This is a genomic window from Rhodococcus sp. NPDC056516 (assembly GCF_042794655.1).
In the GTDB taxonomy this organism is placed as follows: domain Bacteria; phylum Actinomycetota; class Actinomycetes; order Mycobacteriales; family Mycobacteriaceae; genus Rhodococcus_F.
Map to the genome: position 1 here is coordinate 131,994 of NZ_JBHTTG010000010.1, position 20,939 is coordinate 152,932.

21 protein-coding genes are annotated in these 20,939 nt (G+C 63.3%); 3 read left to right on the plus strand and 18 right to left on the minus strand.

Annotated elements, in window-relative coordinates; genetic code table 11:
• Positions 1 to 161 precede the first annotated feature (161 nt).
• From ACFQ6Y_RS27990 to ACFQ6Y_RS28055, 14 genes are all read right to left on the minus strand, one after another.
• The gene (locus ACFQ6Y_RS27990) at positions 162 to 623 is read right to left on the minus strand and encodes an Hsp20/alpha crystallin family protein (protein ID WP_378639819.1); all 462 of its coding nucleotides are present in this window, start codon (positions 621 to 623) and stop codon (positions 162 to 164) included.
• A gap of 1,141 nt (positions 624 to 1,764) precedes the next feature.
• Positions 1,765 to 2,205 carry a DUF1931 family protein gene (locus ACFQ6Y_RS27995; protein ID WP_024487875.1) on the minus strand — a complete coding sequence of 147 codons (441 nt, stop codon included), beginning with the start codon at positions 2,203 to 2,205 and terminating at the stop codon, positions 1,765 to 1,767.
• A gap of 13 nt (positions 2,206 to 2,218) precedes the next feature.
• Positions 2,219 to 3,946: an FAD-dependent oxidoreductase gene (locus ACFQ6Y_RS28000; protein ID WP_378639821.1), complete on the minus strand. Its 1,728-nt coding sequence runs from the start codon at positions 3,944 to 3,946 to the stop codon at positions 2,219 to 2,221.
• Entirely contained in the window at positions 3,924 to 4,190 is a 267-nt protein-coding gene (locus tag ACFQ6Y_RS28005; protein WP_007735548.1) for a UBP-type zinc finger domain-containing protein, read from the minus strand. The genes ACFQ6Y_RS28000 and ACFQ6Y_RS28005 overlap by 23 nt, the downstream gene beginning before the upstream one ends.
• Complete coding sequence (trxA, locus tag ACFQ6Y_RS28010; protein ID WP_378530157.1) at positions 4,187 to 4,639, minus strand: thioredoxin; 453 nt, start codon at positions 4,637 to 4,639, stop codon at positions 4,187 to 4,189. Before trxA ends, ACFQ6Y_RS28005 begins: the two co-directional genes overlap by 4 nt.
• 16 nt (positions 4,640 to 4,655) lie before the next feature.
• Positions 4,656 to 7,289, minus strand: coding sequence for an ATP-dependent chaperone ClpB (clpB, locus tag ACFQ6Y_RS28015; protein WP_378639824.1), 2,634 nt, complete (start codon positions 7,287 to 7,289; stop codon positions 4,656 to 4,658).
• Positions 7,271 to 7,600 (minus strand): chaperone modulator CbpM, encoded by a 330-nt coding sequence (locus tag ACFQ6Y_RS28020; RefSeq protein ID WP_378530161.1) that lies wholly within the window; start codon positions 7,598 to 7,600, stop codon positions 7,271 to 7,273. Before ACFQ6Y_RS28020 ends, clpB begins: the two co-directional genes overlap by 19 nt.
• Positions 7,597 to 8,517 (minus strand): DnaJ C-terminal domain-containing protein, encoded by a 921-nt coding sequence (locus ACFQ6Y_RS28025; RefSeq protein WP_378639827.1) that lies wholly within the window; start codon positions 8,515 to 8,517, stop codon positions 7,597 to 7,599. Before ACFQ6Y_RS28025 ends, ACFQ6Y_RS28020 begins: the two co-directional genes overlap by 4 nt.
• Before the next feature lie 6 nt (positions 8,518 to 8,523).
• Positions 8,524 to 9,048 carry a nucleotide exchange factor GrpE gene (locus ACFQ6Y_RS28030; RefSeq protein WP_378530165.1) on the minus strand — a complete coding sequence of 175 codons (525 nt, stop codon included), beginning with the start codon at positions 9,046 to 9,048 and terminating at the stop codon, positions 8,524 to 8,526.
• A gap of 8 nt (positions 9,049 to 9,056) precedes the next feature.
• Positions 9,057 to 10,931 carry a molecular chaperone DnaK gene (dnaK, locus tag ACFQ6Y_RS28035; protein ID WP_378530167.1) on the minus strand — a complete coding sequence of 625 codons (1,875 nt, stop codon included), beginning with the start codon at positions 10,929 to 10,931 and terminating at the stop codon, positions 9,057 to 9,059.
• Positions 10,932 to 10,934: 3 nt separating this feature from the next.
• The gene (locus tag ACFQ6Y_RS28040; protein ID WP_378530169.1) at positions 10,935 to 11,162 is read right to left on the minus strand and encodes a hypothetical protein; all 228 of its coding nucleotides are present in this window, start codon (positions 11,160 to 11,162) and stop codon (positions 10,935 to 10,937) included.
• A 905-nt stretch (positions 11,163 to 12,067) separates the two neighbouring features.
• On the minus strand, positions 12,068 to 12,481 hold the full coding sequence (locus ACFQ6Y_RS28045) for a heme-binding protein (RefSeq protein ID WP_378639831.1): 414 nt from the start codon (positions 12,479 to 12,481) through the stop codon (positions 12,068 to 12,070).
• Positions 12,478 to 12,666, minus strand: a complete 189-nt coding sequence (locus tag ACFQ6Y_RS28050) for a DJ-1/PfpI family protein (protein WP_378639834.1) — start codon at positions 12,664 to 12,666, stop codon at positions 12,478 to 12,480. Before ACFQ6Y_RS28050 ends, ACFQ6Y_RS28045 begins: the two co-directional genes overlap by 4 nt.
• A gap of 28 nt (positions 12,667 to 12,694) precedes the next feature.
• Complete coding sequence (locus ACFQ6Y_RS28055) at positions 12,695 to 13,834, minus strand: glutathione-independent formaldehyde dehydrogenase (RefSeq protein ID WP_378639837.1); 1,140 nt, start codon at positions 13,832 to 13,834, stop codon at positions 12,695 to 12,697.
• 350 nt (positions 13,835 to 14,184) lie between these two features.
• Between ACFQ6Y_RS28055 and ACFQ6Y_RS28060 the strand changes: the two genes are divergently transcribed.
• Positions 14,185 to 14,481 (plus strand): putative quinol monooxygenase, encoded by a 297-nt coding sequence (locus tag ACFQ6Y_RS28060; protein ID WP_020971354.1) that lies wholly within the window; start codon positions 14,185 to 14,187, stop codon positions 14,479 to 14,481.
• Between the two features lie 164 nt (positions 14,482 to 14,645).
• On the opposite strand, the gene ACFQ6Y_RS28065 is transcribed toward ACFQ6Y_RS28060, so the two are convergent.
• Together ACFQ6Y_RS28065 and ACFQ6Y_RS28070 are read right to left on the minus strand one after the other, a co-directional pair.
• Positions 14,646 to 14,798: a hypothetical protein gene (locus ACFQ6Y_RS28065; RefSeq protein WP_378530177.1), complete on the minus strand. Its 153-nt coding sequence runs from the start codon at positions 14,796 to 14,798 to the stop codon at positions 14,646 to 14,648.
• An 808-nt stretch (positions 14,799 to 15,606) separates the two neighbouring features.
• Positions 15,607 to 16,725: a lipase family protein gene (locus ACFQ6Y_RS28070; RefSeq protein ID WP_378530179.1), complete on the minus strand. Its 1,119-nt coding sequence runs from the start codon at positions 16,723 to 16,725 to the stop codon at positions 15,607 to 15,609.
• 209 nt (positions 16,726 to 16,934) lie between these two features.
• Here ACFQ6Y_RS28070 and ACFQ6Y_RS28075 point away from each other — a divergent pair, with 209 nt between their 5' ends.
• Positions 16,935 to 17,078, plus strand: coding sequence for a hypothetical protein (locus ACFQ6Y_RS28075; RefSeq protein WP_378530181.1), 144 nt, complete (start codon positions 16,935 to 16,937; stop codon positions 17,076 to 17,078).
• Between the two features lie 200 nt (positions 17,079 to 17,278).
• Here ACFQ6Y_RS28075 and ACFQ6Y_RS28080 read toward each other — a convergent pair whose 3' ends face one another.
• Together ACFQ6Y_RS28080 and ACFQ6Y_RS28085 are read right to left on the minus strand one after the other, a co-directional pair.
• Positions 17,279 to 18,529 carry an MFS transporter gene (locus ACFQ6Y_RS28080; protein WP_378639839.1) on the minus strand — a complete coding sequence of 417 codons (1,251 nt, stop codon included), beginning with the start codon at positions 18,527 to 18,529 and terminating at the stop codon, positions 17,279 to 17,281.
• Positions 18,530 to 18,541: 12 nt separating this feature from the next.
• The gene (locus tag ACFQ6Y_RS28085) at positions 18,542 to 19,891 is read right to left on the minus strand and encodes an NAD(P)-binding domain-containing protein (protein WP_378639842.1); all 1,350 of its coding nucleotides are present in this window, start codon (positions 19,889 to 19,891) and stop codon (positions 18,542 to 18,544) included.
• 97 nt (positions 19,892 to 19,988) lie between these two features.
• Between ACFQ6Y_RS28085 and ACFQ6Y_RS28090 the strand changes: the two genes are divergently transcribed.
• Positions 19,989 to 20,873, plus strand: a complete 885-nt coding sequence (locus tag ACFQ6Y_RS28090; RefSeq protein WP_378639844.1) for a helix-turn-helix domain-containing GNAT family N-acetyltransferase — start codon at positions 19,989 to 19,991, stop codon at positions 20,871 to 20,873.
• Positions 20,874 to 20,939 lie beyond the last annotated feature (66 nt).

Below are 20,939 nucleotides of genomic sequence, written 5' to 3' on the forward strand. Positions count from 1 at the left end.
CAGCTAAAGGGTTCTCGTGCTGATTCTTTCGTGAGGTGGACGTGCCGGTGTGCGCCACGAGTGTGCAGTGGGAGATCGAAACGGTGGCGGGGCGAGGCCCGAGAACCCATCGCGTGTGTCCTCGGGAGTCACCCCACCATCATGTGGTCGGGCCAAGCGGATCAGGCTTCGACCTGCACCTGCTTTGTCGCTTCGATGGTTCCGGTTCGGGAGGGCGGTCCGGAGGAGACCTCGATCCGCCGCGGTTTCGCCTTCTCTGCGATCGGCAACGTCACAGTCAACACGCCGTTGTCATACGAGGCGACGATCTGTTCGGCGTCGATGTCGTCGCTGATCGAGAGTTGCCGTCTGTATGTTCCGGCGAAACGCTCACTCGCCAGCCAGCTCACGCCCTCTTCGGAGAGGGCGGTGCGATGCGCGGTCAACGTCAGGGTCGACCCGTCGATGTGCACGTCCACTGATCCCGGGTCGACGCCGGGAAGATCGGCGTGCAGGACGTACTGGTCTTCGACCGTGTAGAGGTCCATCGGCATGAACCGTGGACTGCGTCCGTTGCCGGTTCCCGCGGCGAGTACGGACTTGCTGATCGCGTCGATGTCGGTGAAAGGATCGAAACGAAGCACAGCAACACACCTCCCATGTCTGAAAAGAAAGGTCTCCGCCACTGTGGCGGTTGACCGAACTCACTGTGCGAGAACATGATAACCACACGAATTAGCACTCTGCAACCGAGAGTGCCAGATTTTTTTGGGAACTGTTCCGGTCCCTGAAGATCGCAGCAGCGGGGTAGCGTGAGAAACGGCTGCTGCGCTCGGGGTGGGGATAAGTTGGAAACAGTCGAAGTCCCGATGCGTCGCCTGGTCTCGACAAAAGCGGTGGCCGCCTTCGGCCTCGATTCGAAGCGGGCGGCGCGGCACGGCACTTCGTCAGTAGCGGCGGTGCGGTAATGGAGCCGCTGGCTCTGTCGCCTTCGATGCCAAGAAGTGGTCACGCTAGCCGCGCAGTAGCCGTGGCGGCTGGAAAGGTGGCCCGTGCCTGGTATTTGGTTTGCCGACGTCCGTTCCGAATGCTTTTGCCAAATAGGTCTTTTCCCGATGTTTGCGGGTGGATCGGGCATCGAACATCGCGGGTGCTCGTTCGTCGGAGTCGCTGCGACCGATGTCGATATTCGTGCACACACCGAACCAGCTGTAAGGGAGAACACTTCGGCCACCGTCAAAGCTTGCTCATCACAATGGAACTGGGACTTTCGACCCTGTCGTCCACAAACAGTGCGCAATAACCTTCGTCGGGTCGGGGGCACCCGTTCCTTTCGAGGGGGCAAACAATCGGGCGGGTGTTCGTCAAGGCAAGGCCATATCACCCTCACTGGTCTCCTTGCCGGGCCTTGAGCTGTGCGCGCCCAGAAGTGCTCAGGGCCCGCCCGATGCGGGGATCGAGAAAGCGAAGACGAAAGGTTCTCAGATGAGCCGAAGGAGCGATCGGCGATCGACAAGTTCTGCTCGCCGCCTGGCCACGCGGACTACCGGTGTCAGAGGTTCGGCGTGTAAGCCGAACTCGCTCACGGCAGAAGATCTGAGGGCTGTAATCGAGTCCCTCACTGGAGTTCTCGTTGCTCGAGAATCGAGCGCGGAAACCGCACCTCTCGCCGGAAATCCTCCGTCGTCGACGCCAACTGACAGGCAGTTCTGAATCGCACCGCCATTTTCGCAGCCGGACAGCATATTCGAACTCAGACGCGCTGTCAGCCGGGACGGGTGGTAATCACAGAAGTAGGTGGAAGATGTCGAAGGCGACTGTCCATTGGGCTGTGCCGGGGTTCTTGCGGTCCGGTTCGACCGTGGCGAAAGTTTGCGCCAGCGCTACGCTCAACCCTCCTGCGATCAGCGGCAGTCGTTGCTCTGTCTCCTCGGAGAGGGCCACGTCCAAGGGCGGGCGGGCCGTGAGCTGATCGAGCAGCGGTTGAAGTTCGATCTCCTCGTCGAGTTTTTCGAACCGGTGGATGCTCTCCTGTAATCCCTTGGTGATCGGCAGGTCCCACGGTTCGATCACGTCGCGCAAGTTTGCTTTCGCGGAGGCTTTCCCGATCAGGATCACGTCGTAGATCTTGTCGTCGATGAAATCGGTATAGCGCTTGAGATCGTTCCGGTCGACCTGCAGTCCGGCCGCTGCCCTGAAGAACCGCTGGAATTTCACGGTGCCCATTACTGGCATGTCGTCAGCTCCTTTCGAAGTATTCATGGATTTGGCGTACGGCCATCGCTCCTTCGCCGACGGCGGATGCGACTCGTTTCACCGAACCGCGGCGGATGTCGCCCGCCGCGAACAGCCCGGGCAGGCTGGTTTCGAGCGTCCTGGACAGGCCGCCGTTGATTGGCAGGCTGCCGTCCGCTCGGGCGTGGATCGCGTCCACACCGGTGAGGACGAAGCCGTGGTCGTCGAGTGCGATCGCGTCGGCAAGCCACGCTGTGTGCGGTACCGCCCCGATGAAGACGAACAGGGCGCGCACCCGAATCGTGTCCTGGTCGCCGGTGCGATTGTCCTCGACTGCAATTGCTTCGAGGTATTTCTCGCCGTGGACCGCACGAATCTCGGTGTGCCGGTGCACGGTGACCCGCGGATGGTGTTCGATCTGGTCGACCAGGTATCGGGACATGCTCTTCCCGAGGTCATCGCCGCGGATGAGCAGGTGCACCTGTGAGACGTGCTCGGCGAGGAAGACGGCGGCCTGGCCGGCGGAGTTGCCGCCACCGACGATGGCTATCGGGTCGGTGCCGCATATCCGTGCTTCCTGATGCGTTGCGGCGTAGTACACGCTTGTTCCTTCCAGCGCCTCGATCCCCTGAACGGCCAACTTGCGGTACCGCGCCCCGGCGGCGAGCACAACGGCCCGGGCGTGCACCGACCCGCCGTCCGCCAGTCGGAGCACATGGTTCCCGGCCTCGGATCCCAAACCGGTCACTTCTGCCGACACCAGGATGCGGGCGCCGAACTTCCCGGCCTGGAGCACGGCTCGTTCGGCCAATTCGGAGCCGGAGACCCCGGCGGGGAATCCCAGATAATTCTCGATCCGGGATGAGGTACTGGCTTGGCCGCCCGCAGCGATCCGCTCCAACGTCACCGTGTTCAACCCGTCCGAGGCGCCGTACACCGATGCGGCCAGGCCGGCCGGTCCGGCACCCACGACGACGAGGTTGTAGACGTCCTTGGCTGCGTCCGCGACGGGTGCCGGGACAGGAAGCCCGACGACGCGTGCGAGTTCCGCATTCGTCGGATTGCGCAGCACCTTCTCGCCGTGCCAGATCACGACGGGTGTGTCCTCGGGTGCGACGTTCAGGCTGCGTAGCAGCTGCTCCACTCGTTCGTCCTGTTCCAAGTCGAACCACTTGTGGGGCAGACGGTTTCGCATCGCGAACTCACGAAGTCGCAACGTATCCGGGGAGAAGCAGGAGCCGATGATCCGGAATCCGGAGCCGAGCCCGATCAGCAAGTGCCGACGCACAAGGTAGGCGCGCAGGATCAAATCGCTGAGCACGGGATCGTGGGCAATCAGCTCGCGTACCTGCTCGGCCGGGACGACGAGTATCTCGCCGTCCTCGATCGCTTCGGCGGTGAAGAACGCCACCTGACCTTCCAGGAGTCCGAGCTCGCCCAGGAAACGCCCAGGACCGTGCACGCGCAGTATCCGGCGCTCGCCGTCCGCGTCGCCTTCGTCGACGACTGCGATCTTTCCGGAAAGGACGACGACGAAATCGTTGTCAGGCGCGCCTTCTCGGATCAGCACCTCGCCGCCGTGAACCGGTCGACGCGAGCCACCGACCTCGAGCTTCGCGACCTGGTCGTCCGTCAGCCGCGGGAAGGCGCCCTCCTCGTCCGGGGTCTCGTCGTCGACCGGCGGGCTGTACCCGATGGGTGAGGCGCCCTCAGACGAAGTTCTGGTCGACATAACACCACCGCCAATCCTCGCCGGGCTCCATCGACTGGACGATCGGATGCCCGATGGCGTGAGCGTGAGCACTCGCGTGCCTGCCCGGCGAAGAGTCGCAGCAACCGACGTGTCCGCACGTCAGGCACAGCCTCAGATGCACCCACGGGGTGCCGAGGCGAAGACATTCCTCGCAGCCCTGCGGGGTACGGGGCACCACGGCCCGGATCGCGGTTACATGTGGGTCCGCATGGACAGGACTCATGACTTCGCCTCCTCGCCGGCATTTTCCGAGAGCGCCTGATCGAGCCACGTGCGCAGCTGGGGGACCGGAGCTGCGCCCGACTGGCGAGCGAGAACCTCACCCCGGTCCATCACCAGCAGAGTCGGCACGGCGCGGACGGTGAATCGTTCAGCCGTCCGGGGTGCAGCATCGACGTCGACCTTGACCAGCTTGATCTGGCCGGCGTGTTCTCTGGCGAGCTGCTCGAGCGCGGGGCTGACCATGCGACACGGGCCGCACCACGTCGCCCACAGATCCACGAGCACAGGCACCGAGGATTTTTCGACGATCTCCGCGAAGTCACCGTCTCCCGCCGCGGCGATCCAGGGCAGCGGCTCGTGGCAGTTGCCGCAGCGAGGTCTTCCTTCCCCTGTCGCCGGGATGTTGTTGGTCTTGCCGCAGTTCGGGCACTTCACCTTTTCGGATCCCATGACCAGTTACCTCTTCTCAGGCCGCCGCGAAGGCGGGTTCGGCATACGCGACGGCAAGCTCGCCGCCGTCCACCGTGACGCTGATGGTGCCGTCCGGTTTGATCTCGCCGCGCAACAGTGCACGGCCGATCTTGGTTTCGACCTCGTGTGCGATGTATCGGCGCAGCGGCCGCGCACCGTAGACAGGGTCGAACCCGTGTTCGGCGATCAGTCGGCGTGCCTCCGGCGTGATTTCCAGGTGTATCTGTCTCTCCGACAACCTGTTTCGAAGGTCGGTGAGTTGCAGTTCCACTATGTACTCGATCTGGGGCAGGGTGAGTGGGGAGAACAGCACGATGTCGTCGACCCGGTTGAGGAATTCGGGGCGGAAATGCCCGCGCAGTTCTGCCATCACCCGTTCCCTGGCGTCCGGCTTGATTTCGCCGTCGGCTGTGACCCCGTCGAGGAGATGCTGGGATCCGATGTTGGAGGTCATGATGATCACCGTGTTCCGGAAATCGACTTGCCTCCCTTGAGAATCGGTGATCCGGCCGTCGTCGAGCACCTGCAGCAGGGTATTGAAGACGTCGGCGTGGGCCTTCTCGATCTCGTCGAAGAGCACCACGGAGTACGGCTTGCGCCGCACCGCCTCGGTGAGCTGGCCACCTTCGTCGTACCCGACGTACCCGGGAGGTGCACCGATGAGCCGACTCACCGTGTGACGCTCCTGGTACTCGCTCATATCGAGGCGCACCATGTTGTCTTCGCTGTCGAATAGGGCGCTGGCCAAAGTCTTTGCGAGCTCGGTCTTTCCGACGCCCGTCGGGCCCAGGAAAATGAACGAACCGATCGGCCGACGCGGATCACGGATACCGGACCTTGCCCGGATCACCGCGTCCGCGACCAGTTGCACCGCCTCGTCCTGACCGACGACCCTCTCGTGGAGGATCTCGTCGAGCTTCAACAACTTCTCCCGCTCGCCTTCCTGCAGCCGGGCGACCGGGATGCCCGTCCATGCGGCCACGATCTCGGCGATCTCGTCTTCGGTGACCACTTCACGTAGCAACGGATTTTGGCCCTGTCTGGTGGTCAGTTGCTCCTCCGCCGCCTCTAGCCGGCGTTCCAGCTCGGTAATCTCGCCGTATCGCAACTCGGCTGCCCGATTGAGGTCGTAGTTGCGTTCGGCTTCCTCGGCTGCGAGGCGCAACCGTTCCAGATCTCCTCGCAGCTCCTGCACCCGCCGGATTGCCTGCCGTTCCGCCTCCCATTGAGCGTGCCGGGCGTCTGCCTCGGCCCGCAGGTCGGCCAGCTCCTTGCGCAATTCTTCGAGGCGCGCCTTGCTGGCCGCGTCCGTTTCCTTGGACAGTGCGGCCTCTTCGATCTCCAGACGGGTCACCTTGCGGGTGAGCTCGTCGAGTTCGGCAGGCATCGAATCGATTTCGGTGCGGAGCCGAGCGCACGCCTCGTCTACGAGATCGATCGCCTTGTCCGGAAGGAATCGGTCGGTGATGTACCGGTGCGAGAGGGTCACGGCGGCCACCAATGCACCGTCTTGAATCTTCACGCCGTGGAACACCTCGAGGCGTTCTCGAAGTCCACGCAGAATCGAGATCGCATCCTCGGCACTGGGCTCGTCGACGAGAACGGTCTGGAATCGACGCTCCAGTGCCGCATCGGATTCGATGTGCTTGCGATACTCGTCGAGGGTGGTGGCACCGATCATGTGCAGTTCGCCGCGGGCGAGCATCGGTTTGAGCATGTTGCCGGCGTCGAGAGATCCCTCACCGCCTACTGATCCCGCGCCGACCACGGTATGCAACTCGTCGACGAACAACAGGATCCGCCCCTCGGCCGCCTTCACCTCGGACAGCACGGCCTGCAGCCGCTCCTCGAACTCGCCGCGGTACTTCGCACCGGCCACCAGTGAACCCATGTCGAGCGAGAAGATCGTTTTGTCGCGGAGGCCCTCGGGCACGTCACCGCGGACGATCCGTTGGGCGAGACCCTCGACAATCGCAGTCTTACCTACACCGGGGTCGCCGATCAGCACCGGGTTGTTCTTCGTTTTCCGGCTCAAGATCTGAGTTACCCTGCGTATCTCGGCATCCCGGCCGATGACCGGATCGAGTTTGCCTGCCCGCCCCTCGGAGACGAGGTCGCGCCCGTACTTCTCCAATGCCTCGTACGCCCCCTCCGGGGTTGCCGACGTGACACGCTGATTGCCGCGCACCTTCGTCAGCGCTGTGAGGAAGGTGTCTCGTGTGACCCCATGACTGGCGAGGACCCGCCCGGCCGCGCTGGCCGATCCTTCCTCGGAGAGGGCCATCACAAGATGCTCCACCGACACGTAGGAATCCTTGAGTCTCTTCGCCTCCCGCTCTGCGGCATCGAGCAGCTTGGCCAGACGCTGGGTGATCATCACCTGACCGGGAGTTGCGCCGGGGCCGCTGACCTTCGGCCTACGCGAGAGTTCACGATCCAGATCGGATCGAAGTGCTTCGATATTCGCGCCGGCCTGTTCGAGCAGTCGGGGCACCAACCCATCTTGCTGATCGACCAACGCGAGCAGCAGGTGCTCTCCGTCGACTTCGGTGTGGCCCATTCTGGTTGCAACATTCTGGGCTTCCTGCAAGGCTTCTCGTGACTTTTCGGTCAAGCTGCCGGTGTCCATGAGGATGTCCTCCTTCTGCGGGCCGCTGTTTCGAGTCCTTCGATTCGATCCAGCAGATCGAGCACGAGCCCGATTGCCGAGTAGTTGAGACCCAGACCCGTCCGCAGTCGTTGGATGCGTGCGGCGTGGGTCACTTCGGATGGGTCGAACGACATCTCTCCGCCGGCGTAGCGGTGGGCGTCGAGCAGTCCGAGAGCCACGAGTTTTCGTGCCAGATCCGGGTGCAGGCCAGTACGTTCGGCGAAGGCGTCCGGCGACAATCCGGTACGGCGAACCAATACGTACTGAGTGATCGGCGTTGAGGTGCTCATGTCTCTTTCCTCGGATTGAAGTTCGATTCGGCGCCCAACTGCTCGAACAGTTCGCGTTCACGTGCTGTCGGTTTCGACGGAACCATCACCTTGATTTCGGCGTAGAGGTTGCCGTTGGCACCGCGCGGATTGGGCATTCCCTCTCCGCGCAGGCGCAGCTTCCTACCAGTCGAAGAGCCAGGCACCACTTTGACTTTCGCCTCTCCACCCGGTGTGGGAACGACGACTGTCGACCCGAGAACCGCCTCCCATGGCGATACGGGCAGATCGACGTAGATGTCCCGACCTTGCACGCGGAACCGTGAATGCGGTTTGATCCGCACCACGAGGTACAGGTCCCCGGGCGGCGCGTCACCGTTGCCTCGGCCGCCTTGCCCGGCCAACCGGATTCGCTGGCCGTCCAGGACGCCGGCTGGAATGTCGACGTCATACTGCCGTCCGTCCAGTCTGAGAGTGCGTTTTCCGCCCTGGTAGGCCTCTTCCAGAGCCAGTTGCAGTTCGGCTTCCTGATCGGCGCCGGGAATCGGTCCGAACCCACCGCCTCCGCCGAACATCTGCCCGAAGAGGTCTTCGAAGTCGACCGCACCCTCACCACCGACACCGTGGCCGAAGTGCACCCTTCTCCCGCCACCGCCGTACCCGCCACCGCCGTACCCGGCGGCGTTTGCCCGCACCCGTTCGTCGTAGTCCTCGGGTACATGCCGGAAGTCGTCACCGAATCGGTCATAGCGTTTCCGGGTATCCGGGTCGGACAACACCTGATAGGCCTCGTTGACCTCCTTGAACCTGTCCTCCGCAGTGGGATCCTTGTTCACATCGGGGTGGTACTTGCGGGCCAGCTTGCGGTACGCCTGCTGAATTTCGTCGGTGCCGGCGCCCTTCGGTACGCCGAGTACTTCGTAGTAGTCACGGGCCATCGGTGCTCACCCCTCTGGGCGGCTGACGACCACCGCGGCGGGCCGCAACTGTCGCCCGTCCTCTCCATAACCCGGGCGCAAAACCTCGACCACGGTCCCGGACGGAAGGTCGGGTCGGGTTACCACACTGACCACTTCGTGGAGTTCCGGGGAGAACGGCACACCGACCTCGTCGTGGCGCTCGAAGCCGAGTCGTGAGAGCACCTGTACCGCCTGGTCCCGGATCGCCTTCACACCTTCGACGACGGCCTGCGGATCGCTGCCTGCGTGTGCAAGCGCAAGCTCCAAGTTGTCCAGTATCGGCAGCCACGCCGCCGAAACCTTCGCTACTTCCGCGGCGCGTTCACGGTCCAGATCTTTGGCGTATCGCTTGCGCAGGTTGTCCAGATCTGCGACGGCCCTGCGCCAACGGTCCTCGAGTTGAGACAGCTCGTCTGCCGTCTCGGCGCGATCGGACGCGGTCTTGCTCTGATCCGTGTCGGCGCTGTTGGTAGTCGGCTCAGTCGTCGAATGATCTGCAGACATTTCCATCGTGCGCCTCAGCTTCGATCGAATTCGGCGTCGATCACGTCGCCGTCATCCGACGACGCAGCATCAGCGCCACCTGCTTGGCCGTCGTCCGACTGGTCCGGCACAAGTCCGTAGAGCAGCTGTTGCAGTTCCGAGGTGAGTGGCTGAACCTCCGCGGGTGAAGCGCCGTCCTGCACGGCCTTTCGGGCGTCGGCAATCAGCATCTCGGCCCGCGCCTTCTCATGCGGCGGGGCACTGTCACCGAGTTCGGCGAGTCGCCGCTCCACTTGATACGCAACCGAATCGAGCCCGTTGCGCGCATCGACCGCCTTGCGCAGCGCCTCGTCCTCACCCCGGTTCCGTTCGGCCTCCGCCAACATGCGCTCGACCTCACCCTGATCCAGATTGCCCTGTTCACTGATCGTGATGCTCTGTTCCTTGCCGGTATCCTTGTCGCGAGCGGTGACGTTCAGGATGCCGTTGGCGTCGATGTCGAAAATGACTTCCACCTGGGCCTCGCCACGTGGCGCGGGGCGGATGTCTTCCAGCCGGAACCGACCCAGCACCCGGTTGTCGGCCGCACGTTCGCGTTCGCCCTGCAACACCACGACGTCTACCGCGGACTGATTGTCTTCCGCCGTGGAGAACACTTCGCTGCGCCGTGCCGGGATCGTCGTGTTCCGCTCGATGATCTTCGTCATCACCCCGCCCTGCGTCTCGACTCCGAGGGACAGCGGGGTGACATCGAGTAACAACACATCGGAAACCTCGCCTTTGAGCACGCCTGCCTGGACTGCGGCTCCGAGGGCAACGACCTCGTCCGGGTTGACGCCCATGTGGGGGTCCTTGCCGCCGGTCAGCCGGCGAACCAGCGCCTGTACAGCCGGAATACGTGTCGAACCGCCGACCAGTATCACTTCGTCGATGTCGTTGGCGGCGACCTTGGCGTCACTCATGGCCTGCTTCACCGGGCCGAGGCACCGTTCCACCAGATCGGCAGTCAAATCATCGAACTTCGATCGCATGATCGTAGTGGTGAGATGTTTGGGACCATTCGCGTCAGCGGTGACGAAAGGCAGGTTTACCTGGGCCTGGGTCACCGAGGACAGCTCAACCTTTGCCTTCTCCGCGGCTTCGAACAGTCGTTGCAACGCCTGCGCATCCTTACGCAGATCGATGTTCTCCGCGCGCTGGAATTCGTCGGCGAGGTAGTCCACTATGCGTCGGTCGAAGTCGTCGCCGCCCAAGTGGGAGTCGCCGGCCGTGGAACGAACCTCGACTACCCCCTCTCCGACGTCTAGCAGGCTCACATCGAAGGTTCCGCCGCCGAGGTCGAAGACCAATACGGTTTCGTGGGTCTGTTTGTCCATGCCGTACGCGAGTGCCGCAGCGGTCGGTTCGTTGATAATCCGCAAAACCTCGAGGCCTGCGATACGGCCGGCGTCCTTGGTGGCGTTTCGTTGCGCGTCGTTGAAGTAGGCAGGAACGGTGATGACCGCTTCCTTCACCTTCTCACCGAGGAACTTGCTCGCGTCGTCGACGAGCTTGCGCAGCACGAGAGCGCTGATCTCCTCTGGTGCGTATTTCTTGCCACGCACGTCAAATCGGGCCTCACCGTTGTCACCCGGTACGACGTCGAAGCTGACCGCTTTGGCTTCCTCGGAGATCTCGTCGTAGTGACGTCCGATGAAGCGTTTCGCCGAGTAGATCGTGCCCTTCGGATTCAAGATCGCCTGTCGTCGGGCAAGCTGGCCCACCAGACGCTCACCGTTCTCGGTGAACGCCACCACCGAAGGCGTCGTCCGTGCTCCCTCCACATTGGAGATCACCACCGGCTCGCCGCCTTGCCAGCTTGCGATGACCGAGTTGGTTGTGCCCAAGTCGATGCCTACAGCAGTTGTCATGACTCATTCCTTTCGATCGGCCCGGCCGTTGAGCAAGTGGACGATTCCGCCCGCAACTTCGCTCGATGTCGGCAAGGACTTCGTAGTTCCCTGGTTTTGACGAGTGGATTGGGTGAAGTCACGGAGACCGAGCAGGGCACCGATAACGGCGCCCGACACCAATCCGTGGACGGCGGACGTGAGGCTCGAGAGCGGCCGAGGGTAAGGGTTTCCGCCACTGAGCTTTGACATCACGCCCCTCAGCGTTGATGTTGTGGGGTTCGCCGGGCCTGTGTGTACTGACAGGGTCCGACCGCCGGTCAACTGGTTGAGCTCACGAACCACCCAGCCATGATGAGTCTTTTCGTCCACCTAAAGGGCGTCAACAACATTCGCCTGATGGGCGGGGCGCAACGGGGCAGTGGCGACCACACCTGCCCTTGATCGAAGATGCCCGCCGGAACCCGATCGAAGCGGCCATCACAAGAAACTCCGAGTATCGGCTTCGACACGAAAACTCGAGTGTCGGCTGCTACTGCGGTACGTCCACACTACCGCGGCGCATGCATAAGGAGAACTCCCTTTGCGAAAGAACTTCCCAGTCGGCGAACAGCAGCTCTGTTGAACCGAGACGAAATTCATCGTGATTCTATCGAATCGTGTTGTTAGAGAATGGTAATGAACAACCGCGCGACGGGTTCAATTGGTTGCGAGTGGGGGGCCTGCACCCGCGTGCTGCACAGTTCGGCGTCCCGTTCTGTGGCTGGTCAACAGACCGCTCAAGCGAGAATTATTGCAAATCAACATGTTTCTGGCACCAGAATCGCGGGACTTAGGTGATTCTCGTCTATTCCTTGCGGCACCATTCGGCCGAGGGCTCGGTTTGCCCCTGTCGCGGCGCGGATGTGCCACGTCTGGCCGTGGTTATGTTTGTCTCGGTCCTGGCCGCGTCAAGGATGCAGGACGACTTCGGTCCAGCCGCAGTCGCGGGCCGCGTCGGGAAAAATGTGATCGATGAACATGGTGGGCTTGCCAGCGTCAATTCACCTGACGTGCGGGTGAACCGGGGGACCTCATCGGCTTGCTGTAAAGCAACGTCGGAATGCTCGACGTCGCCCTGGCGATGCGTTCTCCGACCTGACGACGCAGTCCACCGCTCACAGCGCCGCCACGGCCGCCTCGGCGACGGCCTTGTCTTGCTCCCCGGTGCCGCCGCTGACGCCGACAGCGCCGACGACCTGGCCGTTGTGCCTCAGCGGCACGCCGCCGGTGAAGATCATGATGCGCCCGCCGTTGGAGGCGTGTATCCCGTAGAACTGCCCGCCCGGACCCGCGTTGGCCGCGAGGTCCTCGGTCGAGATATCCAGCGCCCGCGCGGTGAACGCCTTGTTGATCGAGATGTCGATGCTGGCGATCCAGGCCCCGTCCATCCGCACGTGGGCCACGAGGTTGCCGCCGGCATCGACCACCGCAATGTTCGACGGCGACTCGATCTCGGTGGCTTTGGCCTGTCCTGCGGCGATGACCCGCTGCGCATCGTCGAGGGACACTGAGGTCTGGTTCACGGTCATGACGCACCTGCCCCGAGCTTCGCGAACTGCTCGACGATGGCCTGACAGAACGCAGGAAGGTCGTCGGGCGAGCGGCTCGAGATCAGGTTCCCGTCGATCGCGACCTGTTCGTCTGTGACTTCTACTCCTCCGGCCCCGTCGGCAGTCAGTATCGCTATTTGCTTGTCCTGCAGTGTCATTGGCATCGTTGTGCTCCTTTCGGTTCTGGCCGTGTCAGGGATGCAGGACGACTTTGGTCCAGCCGTCGTCGCGGGCGTCGAAGTGCTGGTAGCCGGATTCGGCTTCGGCGAGCGGGAGTTCGTGGGAGATGATCCAGGAGGGCTTTGCCCGGTCTTCGTGGATGAGGTCGCGCAGTTGCCGGTTGTAGTGTTTGACGTTCGCTTGTCCGGTGCCGATCTTCTGGCCCTTGAACCAGAATTTGCCCATGTCGAAGGCGATCTTGCCGTTGCGCTCGAGTTCGTCGGGGCCGTTCTGGTCCTGGGGAAGGAAGATGCCGACCACCCCGATGTGGCCGGTGAAGCGCACCGAATCCACGAGCCGGTTCATCGTCATGGCGGCGTCCTCGTGGCCTTGCGGGTCGTGTGCCTGATAGCCGACGCACTCGCACCCCTTGTCTGCGCCTTTCCCGTTGGTTTGCTCGAGGACCTGCTCGACGGGGTCGCCCTTCGAGTCGTCGATGGGGACGACGCCGATCTCTTCGGCCAGGCGTAGCCGGTCGGGGTGGCGGTCGACGATCATCACCTTGCTCGCTCCCTGGATCATCGCCGAATACGCGGCCATCAAACCGACTGGGCCAGCGCCGTAGACCACCATCGAATCGCCGGGTTGCATGTCGGCCAGGCGGGTGCAATGCCATCCGGTGGGAAAGATGTCCGACAGCATCACGTAGTCGGTTTCCTTGTCCTGGGCATCCTCGGGCAGTCGCAGACAGTTGAAGTCGCCGAACGGCACTCGCAGATATTCCGCCTGTCCGCCCCAGAACGGGCCCATCCCCGCGAAACCGAATGCAGCGCCGGCCATCTTCGGATCGGGGTGCACCGTCAGGCAGAATGCGGTCAACCCTTCCTCGCAGTTTCGGCAGAAGCCGCAGCCGATGTTGAACGGCAAGCACACTCGATCCCCTGGCGATACTTTGACCACTGCATTGCCGACTTCGGCGACGATGCCCAAGTTTTCGTGACCGAGGACCATTCCTGGCTCCAGATCGGTGCGGCCTTCGTACATGTGCAGATCCGACCCGCAGATGTTGGTGCTCATGATCTTCACCAGCACATCTGTCGGATTCTCGATCCGCGCATCGGGCACGTCCTTGACGTGGACCTCTCGAGGCCCGTCGTATACAAGCGCTTTCATCGCGGCACTCCCTTGTCTTGTAGCTGCGGCTTTCCGGTTGATCTCGCCGGCCGCAGGCGTCCACGCGTGAGCGACCGACCGAATGAATCGTGCTGTTCGGGGAAGGTCCACGGCGCGCGGAAGTGAAGACCGCACCAAAATGTCGGCGCACCAACATTTTTCCTGCCATCGACGCAACTGCGGCTGCATCCAGGCATCGCATTCCCTCACCATGGAGTCTCCTCCTTCAGCTCCACGATCGCTAGGGGGTTGGGATCGGTTTCCTCGAACGGTGGGTTTGGGCACCTTCCATTAACCGATGGATGGTGTGATGCTTGACAGTGTTCACCACCTCGAAGAGGAGAACCGATATGGCCACCAAGGCGCTGCTGGTCCGACTTGAAGCCAAGCCCGGCAAGGAAGAAGCGGTCGAGGAATTCCTCCGATCGGCACTGCCGCTCGTCGAGCAGGAGCCCGGCACGAAACCCTGGTTCGCGGTGCGGTTCGGGCCCTCGTCGTTCGGTATCATCGACGCATTCCCGGACCAAGCTGCCCGCGAGACACATCTCAATGGTCCGGTCGGCAAGGCCCTCGGCGAACGCGCCGACGAACTCTTCGCTGCGCCGCCCGAAATCAGCTACCTCGACGTTCTCGCTGAAAAAGTCTGAACCACCGACTGGAAAATGTCTTGTCGATGCGGTCGCTTTCGGTTGTGAATACAGTTGTGCCACAGCAATACCCGAATCACGGGAGCTTTGCCGTCGAGCGCGGCTGTGGCGTACTGTCCGTCGCTCGCTTCCACCCAGGTATCGGTAGATCGCGAGCAGGGCACTCAGTCGAGCCAACTCGCTACACGTGAACTGACGATCCACCCGGCGATCGGTCCGGCCAGGATGAGACCACTTGCGATCGAGTACGTCATCATCCCGGCGGCGAAACCGATGAGTTCGACCTGCCGCGGTTTGTCCGTGTTCTTGTTGGACAACTCGACCCGCTAAGTGAAGGGGTGGTTTTCGGGTGGCTGTTTCAGGTTTGAAAAGCGGTGATGCCGCGTCCCCGTGTGGTTGGCGTCGGAGCGGTGTGAGCCCCGATTTCCGTGGGCTGAATATTGTTGCAGTCGTTACTTGTTCGTCGTTTGATGCGATCTCGTTGTGTGCCGTTTGGTCGGTTGCCGACCATGTCATGTTGCCGTTGTTGCAAAGCGCCAGTAGGTGTTTCGTGGCATCAACGGCGGCTGAGGTTGGAAACGACATGGACGATCTCCGCTGGCAAAGTATGTAGGGGTGGTTGGTGCCCCTAAGAGCGCTCGGAATGCTCGTGGGAAGTCGCGGCCACACCTGTTGCCGCAGAACCATGGCGATAGGTCACCTGTCGGGTCGGTGCCTGGTGTTGGAAAGGTTCGAACCTAGTCAACAGTTTCCATCGGCAGTCACTCCCGGTCGTCGACGCCCTGGGGAATCTTGACACCCCATGCCTCGTTCGTAGCTCCGTTGCTAACGGTTTCATCCCGTCGAGTCCAGGGAGAGGGGCAGTGTTGACCGACTGCTGGTGGATTGTTCTCAGCTGTCGAAAAAGGCCATCTTTGCCCGGAATTTCAGCGCCGACTGTCGCGTAATTTTTCGAAAGTCGCAGGTTGATCTGACAAATAGATCCGGAATCTACATGTGCCTGGAGACTCCGGATTCAAATGACAGATTCCGGACCTACGCCCTGCGCATCGCCTTGTCGCGGCGACGCACAGCGGAGTTGCCCTACGAGCGCTTCGCGCCGCAGCCGAATTTCGATGGTCCTGTCTACGGCTCGAATAGGTTCCGGGCGAAGGCGAGGCTTTCGGGGAGCGCTGCCCGCATCGTCTCGATATGCCCCGTCGGAAATGTGCGGAATGTAACTGGCTGGCGGTTGGCGGCGAGTTCGGCCGCGAGTTTCAGTGCCAGCGGCGCCGGCACCATCTCGTCCGTCAGCCCCTGCCCGAGGAAGACGGGCCGGTCATACCCGGTCGTCGGGATCTCCAGCATGCCGCGAGCAGCAGCCAGCACCGCGGGATCGTCGAGCGGGCGGTTCACCAGATCGCCGATCGCTGTGTCGCCGAGGTCCGATGCCATGTCCTGGTAGCAGTTGGTTTCGGCTCTGGCCAGGGCATCCGTGCCGCGCGGTGTCAGGTAACGATCGATGTCGAGATCGGGTCGCGCCGCCCGGAGTCCGGCCAAGAGGTACGAGACGAACACGGTACTGCCGGTCAATGGCAAGCGGGGAAAGTCCGGCCCCACGAGTGGTGCAAGGTTCTCCAGGTTGGACGGCGCCCCGGTCGCGACCGCGCCCCGGTAGTCCAGTTCGGGTGCGTACCGTGTCGCGATCGCTGCCGTGACCATCGCGGCCTGACCGCCCTGAGACTGTCCGAGTGCCACCCACCGCGGTGAGAGCGACGGTTCCACCGCACGCGCGGCGCGCACCATGTCGATCACGCTGTGCGCCGCCGAGGGTCCGTCCAGGTATGCGTGGATTCCCGCCGTGCCGAGCCCCACGTAGTCCGTCGCGACGATCGCGTAGCCCTGCGAGAGCCAGTTCGTGAGGTATGGACTGCCGACGGTCCCGGTCACGGTGGGAGCGCACTGGTCGGAAATACCTACAGTGCCGTGAGCCCACGAGATGACCGGCCAACCGCCGTCGGGTGGATGGCCGGGGGGCAGGAAGAGCGCGCCTGTACTCAACGCGGGCCGGCCCAGCGGTCCCGTAGACCAATAGGTGAGTTTTGATGCGTTGGCGGCGCCGGGGATCCAGAAGGGTTGTGGCAGGGGATCTGCCGCGGTCACTGTACCCGGCGACGGCACCTGCGCCTGGGCGGGTGCGGTCGAGACGGCCGCGGAGGCGAGTGCGATCACCATCAAGGCTTGGCTGAGTCGTCGTCGGATCATTGCACCGCTCCCGGGGTTCGTCCGCGTGTACGCACTTCCATTCTGCGCGAACCGGAGGTGCAGGTATATCGGTTCGACCATCTTCGGTTGCCGTTCCTCGTTCGAGGGGACAGTTGATTATTCGAGACGCACACGGGCGCAGCGGAGTTCGCGCTTCATTGCCATGGTAGTGGGGGTGGATCCGTGGGCTTGAGAGAGTAGCCGGGGGAGTGGTCGCAGCGCCGACGTGGCTGGTGGTTGTCGCGATGATCCCGATCCTACTGGCCCTGCTGACGATGCTGGCACTACCGAGACAGCTCATTCAGTCGTTCATCGACGGCGCTTTTGAAAATGTTGAACTTTCTGATCGCTGAGCAGTTTGGCGGGTTGCCGATCACACGCTGTTGCCGCGAGCAGGCACGGAGCCTGCGCCAACGTGCTAGGAGAGGCGATCAATGTTTCGTTGCTTCAACGACGGCTGAAGTAGGGCGTGACGTAAGCGATGCCAGGCTGGTGAAATGTGAGGCAGGGTGGCCCGCCCTTCGGCCGCTCGGCATATTTGCCGCCTTCGCGACTACATCCGTTGTCGCCGAACCGAGACGATAGTCCCAGCACTTCGGAGGGTGGGGATGGTTGCTGCGCTGATCACGGCGCCGACGAGGGCGATCGCTCCGAGTACGAGGTAGGCGTGGGCGTAGCTCCCGGTCCAGGTGGAGAGCACGGTGCCGGCCCACGGAGCCAGGGCCATGACGATGACGATCGGTGCGGACATGAGCCCGTTGAGGCGCCCGTAGTGTTCGAAGCCCCAGCGGTCGGTGACGGCGGTGGCTTGAATCAGGGTGAAGATGCCGCGGACCAATCCGGCGCCGATGGCGATGCTGATCAACGCCGCCGCCGAGTTCGCCAGACCTAACCACGCGGTGCTCAGGGCGGCAATGACGATGACCGATACCGTGCGCGCGCGGACACTGGTTTTCGCTGCGAGTGGTAGGTAGAAGACGCGACCGATGACCTGGCCGGCGCCGCCCAATCCGAGAGTGAGTGCGGCGAGGCTGGGACTGAAACCGCGTTCGATCAACAAGGGTACGAGGTTGAAGACGCCGGCGGATGCGGCGAAGGCGGCTGCAGCGAGGGCGACGATCAGAGCAAGAAATGCAAGGCTGCGGGAGGTGCGGTGGTAGTCGCCGGGCTGCGCGTGGGGTAGCCGGATCGGGTCGGGCCACCCGCCACGCAAACCCCAGAGGTGTCCGGGGATTGTGATCACAGCCAGTATGACCGCGAGGACCAGGTAGGTTGTGCGCCAATCGAAACGATCGGCCAGAGCGACAGACAGTGGTGCGAAGACGGTACTGGCCAGCCCCGCGGCAAGAGTGAGAATCATCAACGCTTTGACGTAGTTGTCGCCGTACCAGCGGGTCAGGGCCGCGAATGCCGGCGGATACAGCACCGCGCCCATCGCGATACCGGCAATCATCCACCCTGCGAAGAAGATCGGGAGGGTATGAGCTGTTGCGATAACCACCAGTGCGGGTACCGCGAGCACGGAACCTGCGGTCATCACCCATCTCGGGCCGCGGCAATCGAGGATCCGCCCGACCGGAATGCCGACCACCGCGGCGACGAGCTGACTGACGGAGAACGCCGCCACGATCACAGCGCTCGACCACCCGGTGTCGTGGGAAATAGCCACCGACAGAACGGGAAACGCGTAGTACAGGATTCCCCAGCTGGTGATCTCGGTCAGACACAGCGCCACCAGGACCCGCCGCAGCCCCGAAGGAGCGAGGCTGACAGGGCGCTGCGGCGGATCCTCGATGGTCGTCATCAGCTCAGCGCTTTATCCGCAGGAGTTGGAGCTGGCGGCACCGGACAGAGAGATCAGCTGCGGAGCGGGAGCGGCGCAGCAACCGCCTTCGGCTTCCGCGGTGTCGGGTTCGTCGAAAACACCTGCGCCGCCGCAGACTCCGGTTTCCGGGAGGATCAGCTCCACCCGGGCGGCGGCCTCGTGATCGCCGGCGAGTTCTGCGGCGATGCTGCGGACCTGCTCGTACCCGGTCATCGCCAGGAACGTCGGCGCGCGGCCGTAGCTCTTCATCCCCACCAGGTACACGCCGGGCTCGGGGTGACGAAGTTCTTTTGCGCCGTGCGGATACACCGTGCCGCAGGAGTGGACGTTCGGGTCGATCAGCGGCGCCAACTGTGTCGGGGCCTGCAGCACTGGGTCCAGGCTCAGTCGGATTTCCGACAGCCACGAGAGGTCCGGGCGGAATCCGGTCAAGGTGACGACGTTGTCGATGTTCTCGATCCGGGCATCGGCGTCGGAAACCAGTGTGAGCTGACGATTTCCGGCAGATTCGACGGCCGCGGTGCGGAAACCGGTGACGACGGTGAGAAGTCCGTCGTCGACCGCCTTCTTCGCACGCAGTCCGAGGGCGCCGCGAGCGGGTAGCTCGTCGGATTCGCCGCCGCCGAACGCGGAACCGACGCTCCCGCGGCGAACAGCCCACGTGATCCGGGTACCGGGGGCATCTTCCTCGAGACCGGCCAACGCGACGATCGCGGTCAATGCGGAATGGCCGCTGCCTGCGATGACAGTGTGCTTGCCGGCGAACTGGGCACGCACTGCCGCGTCGTCGAGATCAGGCACACGGTAGGCGATCGTGGCTGCGGCAGCCCTCTCGCCGAGAGCGGGCAGTCCTTCCCCGCCGAGCGGGTTCGGGGTGCCCCAGGTGCCGGAGGCATCGACGACGGCCTGAGCGAAGACGCGGTCCTCGCTGCCGTCGCCGCGGCGCAGGTGGATGGAGAGAGGTTCGGTATCGCGGCCGGCGTCGACGACCAGATCGCGGCCACGTCGGGCGACACCGATCACCTCGGTGTCGAATCGCACGGCATCGCCTAGGGCCGCGGCGAGGGGTTCGAGGTAGAGCTGTCGCCACTGCTGTCCGGTCGGGTACGCATCCCCGGCGGGAGCGCTCCACTCGTTCTGCTCGAGGAGGAGGCGGGCAGCCGGGTCGACCAGCTCTGACCAGCGGGAGAAGAGCCGGACATGATTCCATTCGGCGATCGCCGCACCGGCGACTGCGCCTCGCTCGAACACCAGCGGCGTGAGTCCTCGTTCGCGCAGTTGCGCGGCGGCGGCGAGGCCGATCGGTCCGGCTCCGATCACGACAACGGGTAGTTCGGTCATCACAATTTCCTTTCATCGACAACGATCGATCGTTAGTCAACTGTATCGACAACGATCGATGAAGGCAACCATCGACGAAGGTCGATATAGTGGGTGCATGACATCGCTGCAGACCCCGACAGTGCGCGTCGGCGATTCGGATCAAGGCTGGATCGACTCGAACGTGCTCGAGCAAGCTGACGCCGACACTTACGCACAGTGGTTTGCGTGCCTGGCCGAACCGATGCGGGTGCGGCTGCTGCACCGCGTCGCGAGCGCTGCCGGCGGGATCACGATCGGGGCTCTCGCCGAGGGGTTGGGGATCGGGCAGCCCACGGTCTCCCATCATGTGCGCAAGCTCGCCGACGTGGGATTCGTCAGCCTGCGCAAAGAGAGGACCAGCACCGTGGTCGCGATGAATCCGACGTGCTGCGTCGCTTTGCCGCAGGCCGCCGACATCGTGATGGGAGTTCTCGCGCCGCGGCCGTGCTGCCCGAGCGATCTTCCCGACGACGTCGCCGTCCGGGTCATGTCCGATGACGACTGGGACGCCGTTCTGCGGATCTACGGCGAAGGAATCGCCACGCGCAACGCCACTTTCACGACCGAAGTCCCCAGCCGGGAGTACCTCGATGCGCTGTGGCTGCCGAACCATCGCTGGGTCGCCACCATCGACGATGTCGTCGTCGGCTGGGCAGCCCTGAGTCCGGTGTCCGGGCGGGACTGCTACCGCGGAGTCGCCGAAAATTCCGTCTATGTCGCCGACGGTATGCGCGGGCGAGGGGTCGGAAAAGCGCTGCTACGCAAGCAAGTCATGGCAGCCGACGCAGACGGACTCTGGACCCTGCAGACATCGATCTTCCCCGAAAATCGTGCCTCGGTCTCACTGCATCACTCGGCAGGATTCCGCACCATCGGGATCCGGGAAAAGATCGCCCAACTCGACGGGATCTGGCGCGACACGGTCCTGCTCGAACGGCGATCAGCGGCTGGCCCCACCTGAGGTTCCCTGACGGCGGTAGTGCTCACTACGGCATCCGAGTGCGGTCAACGTGTGCTGGAAGTACGC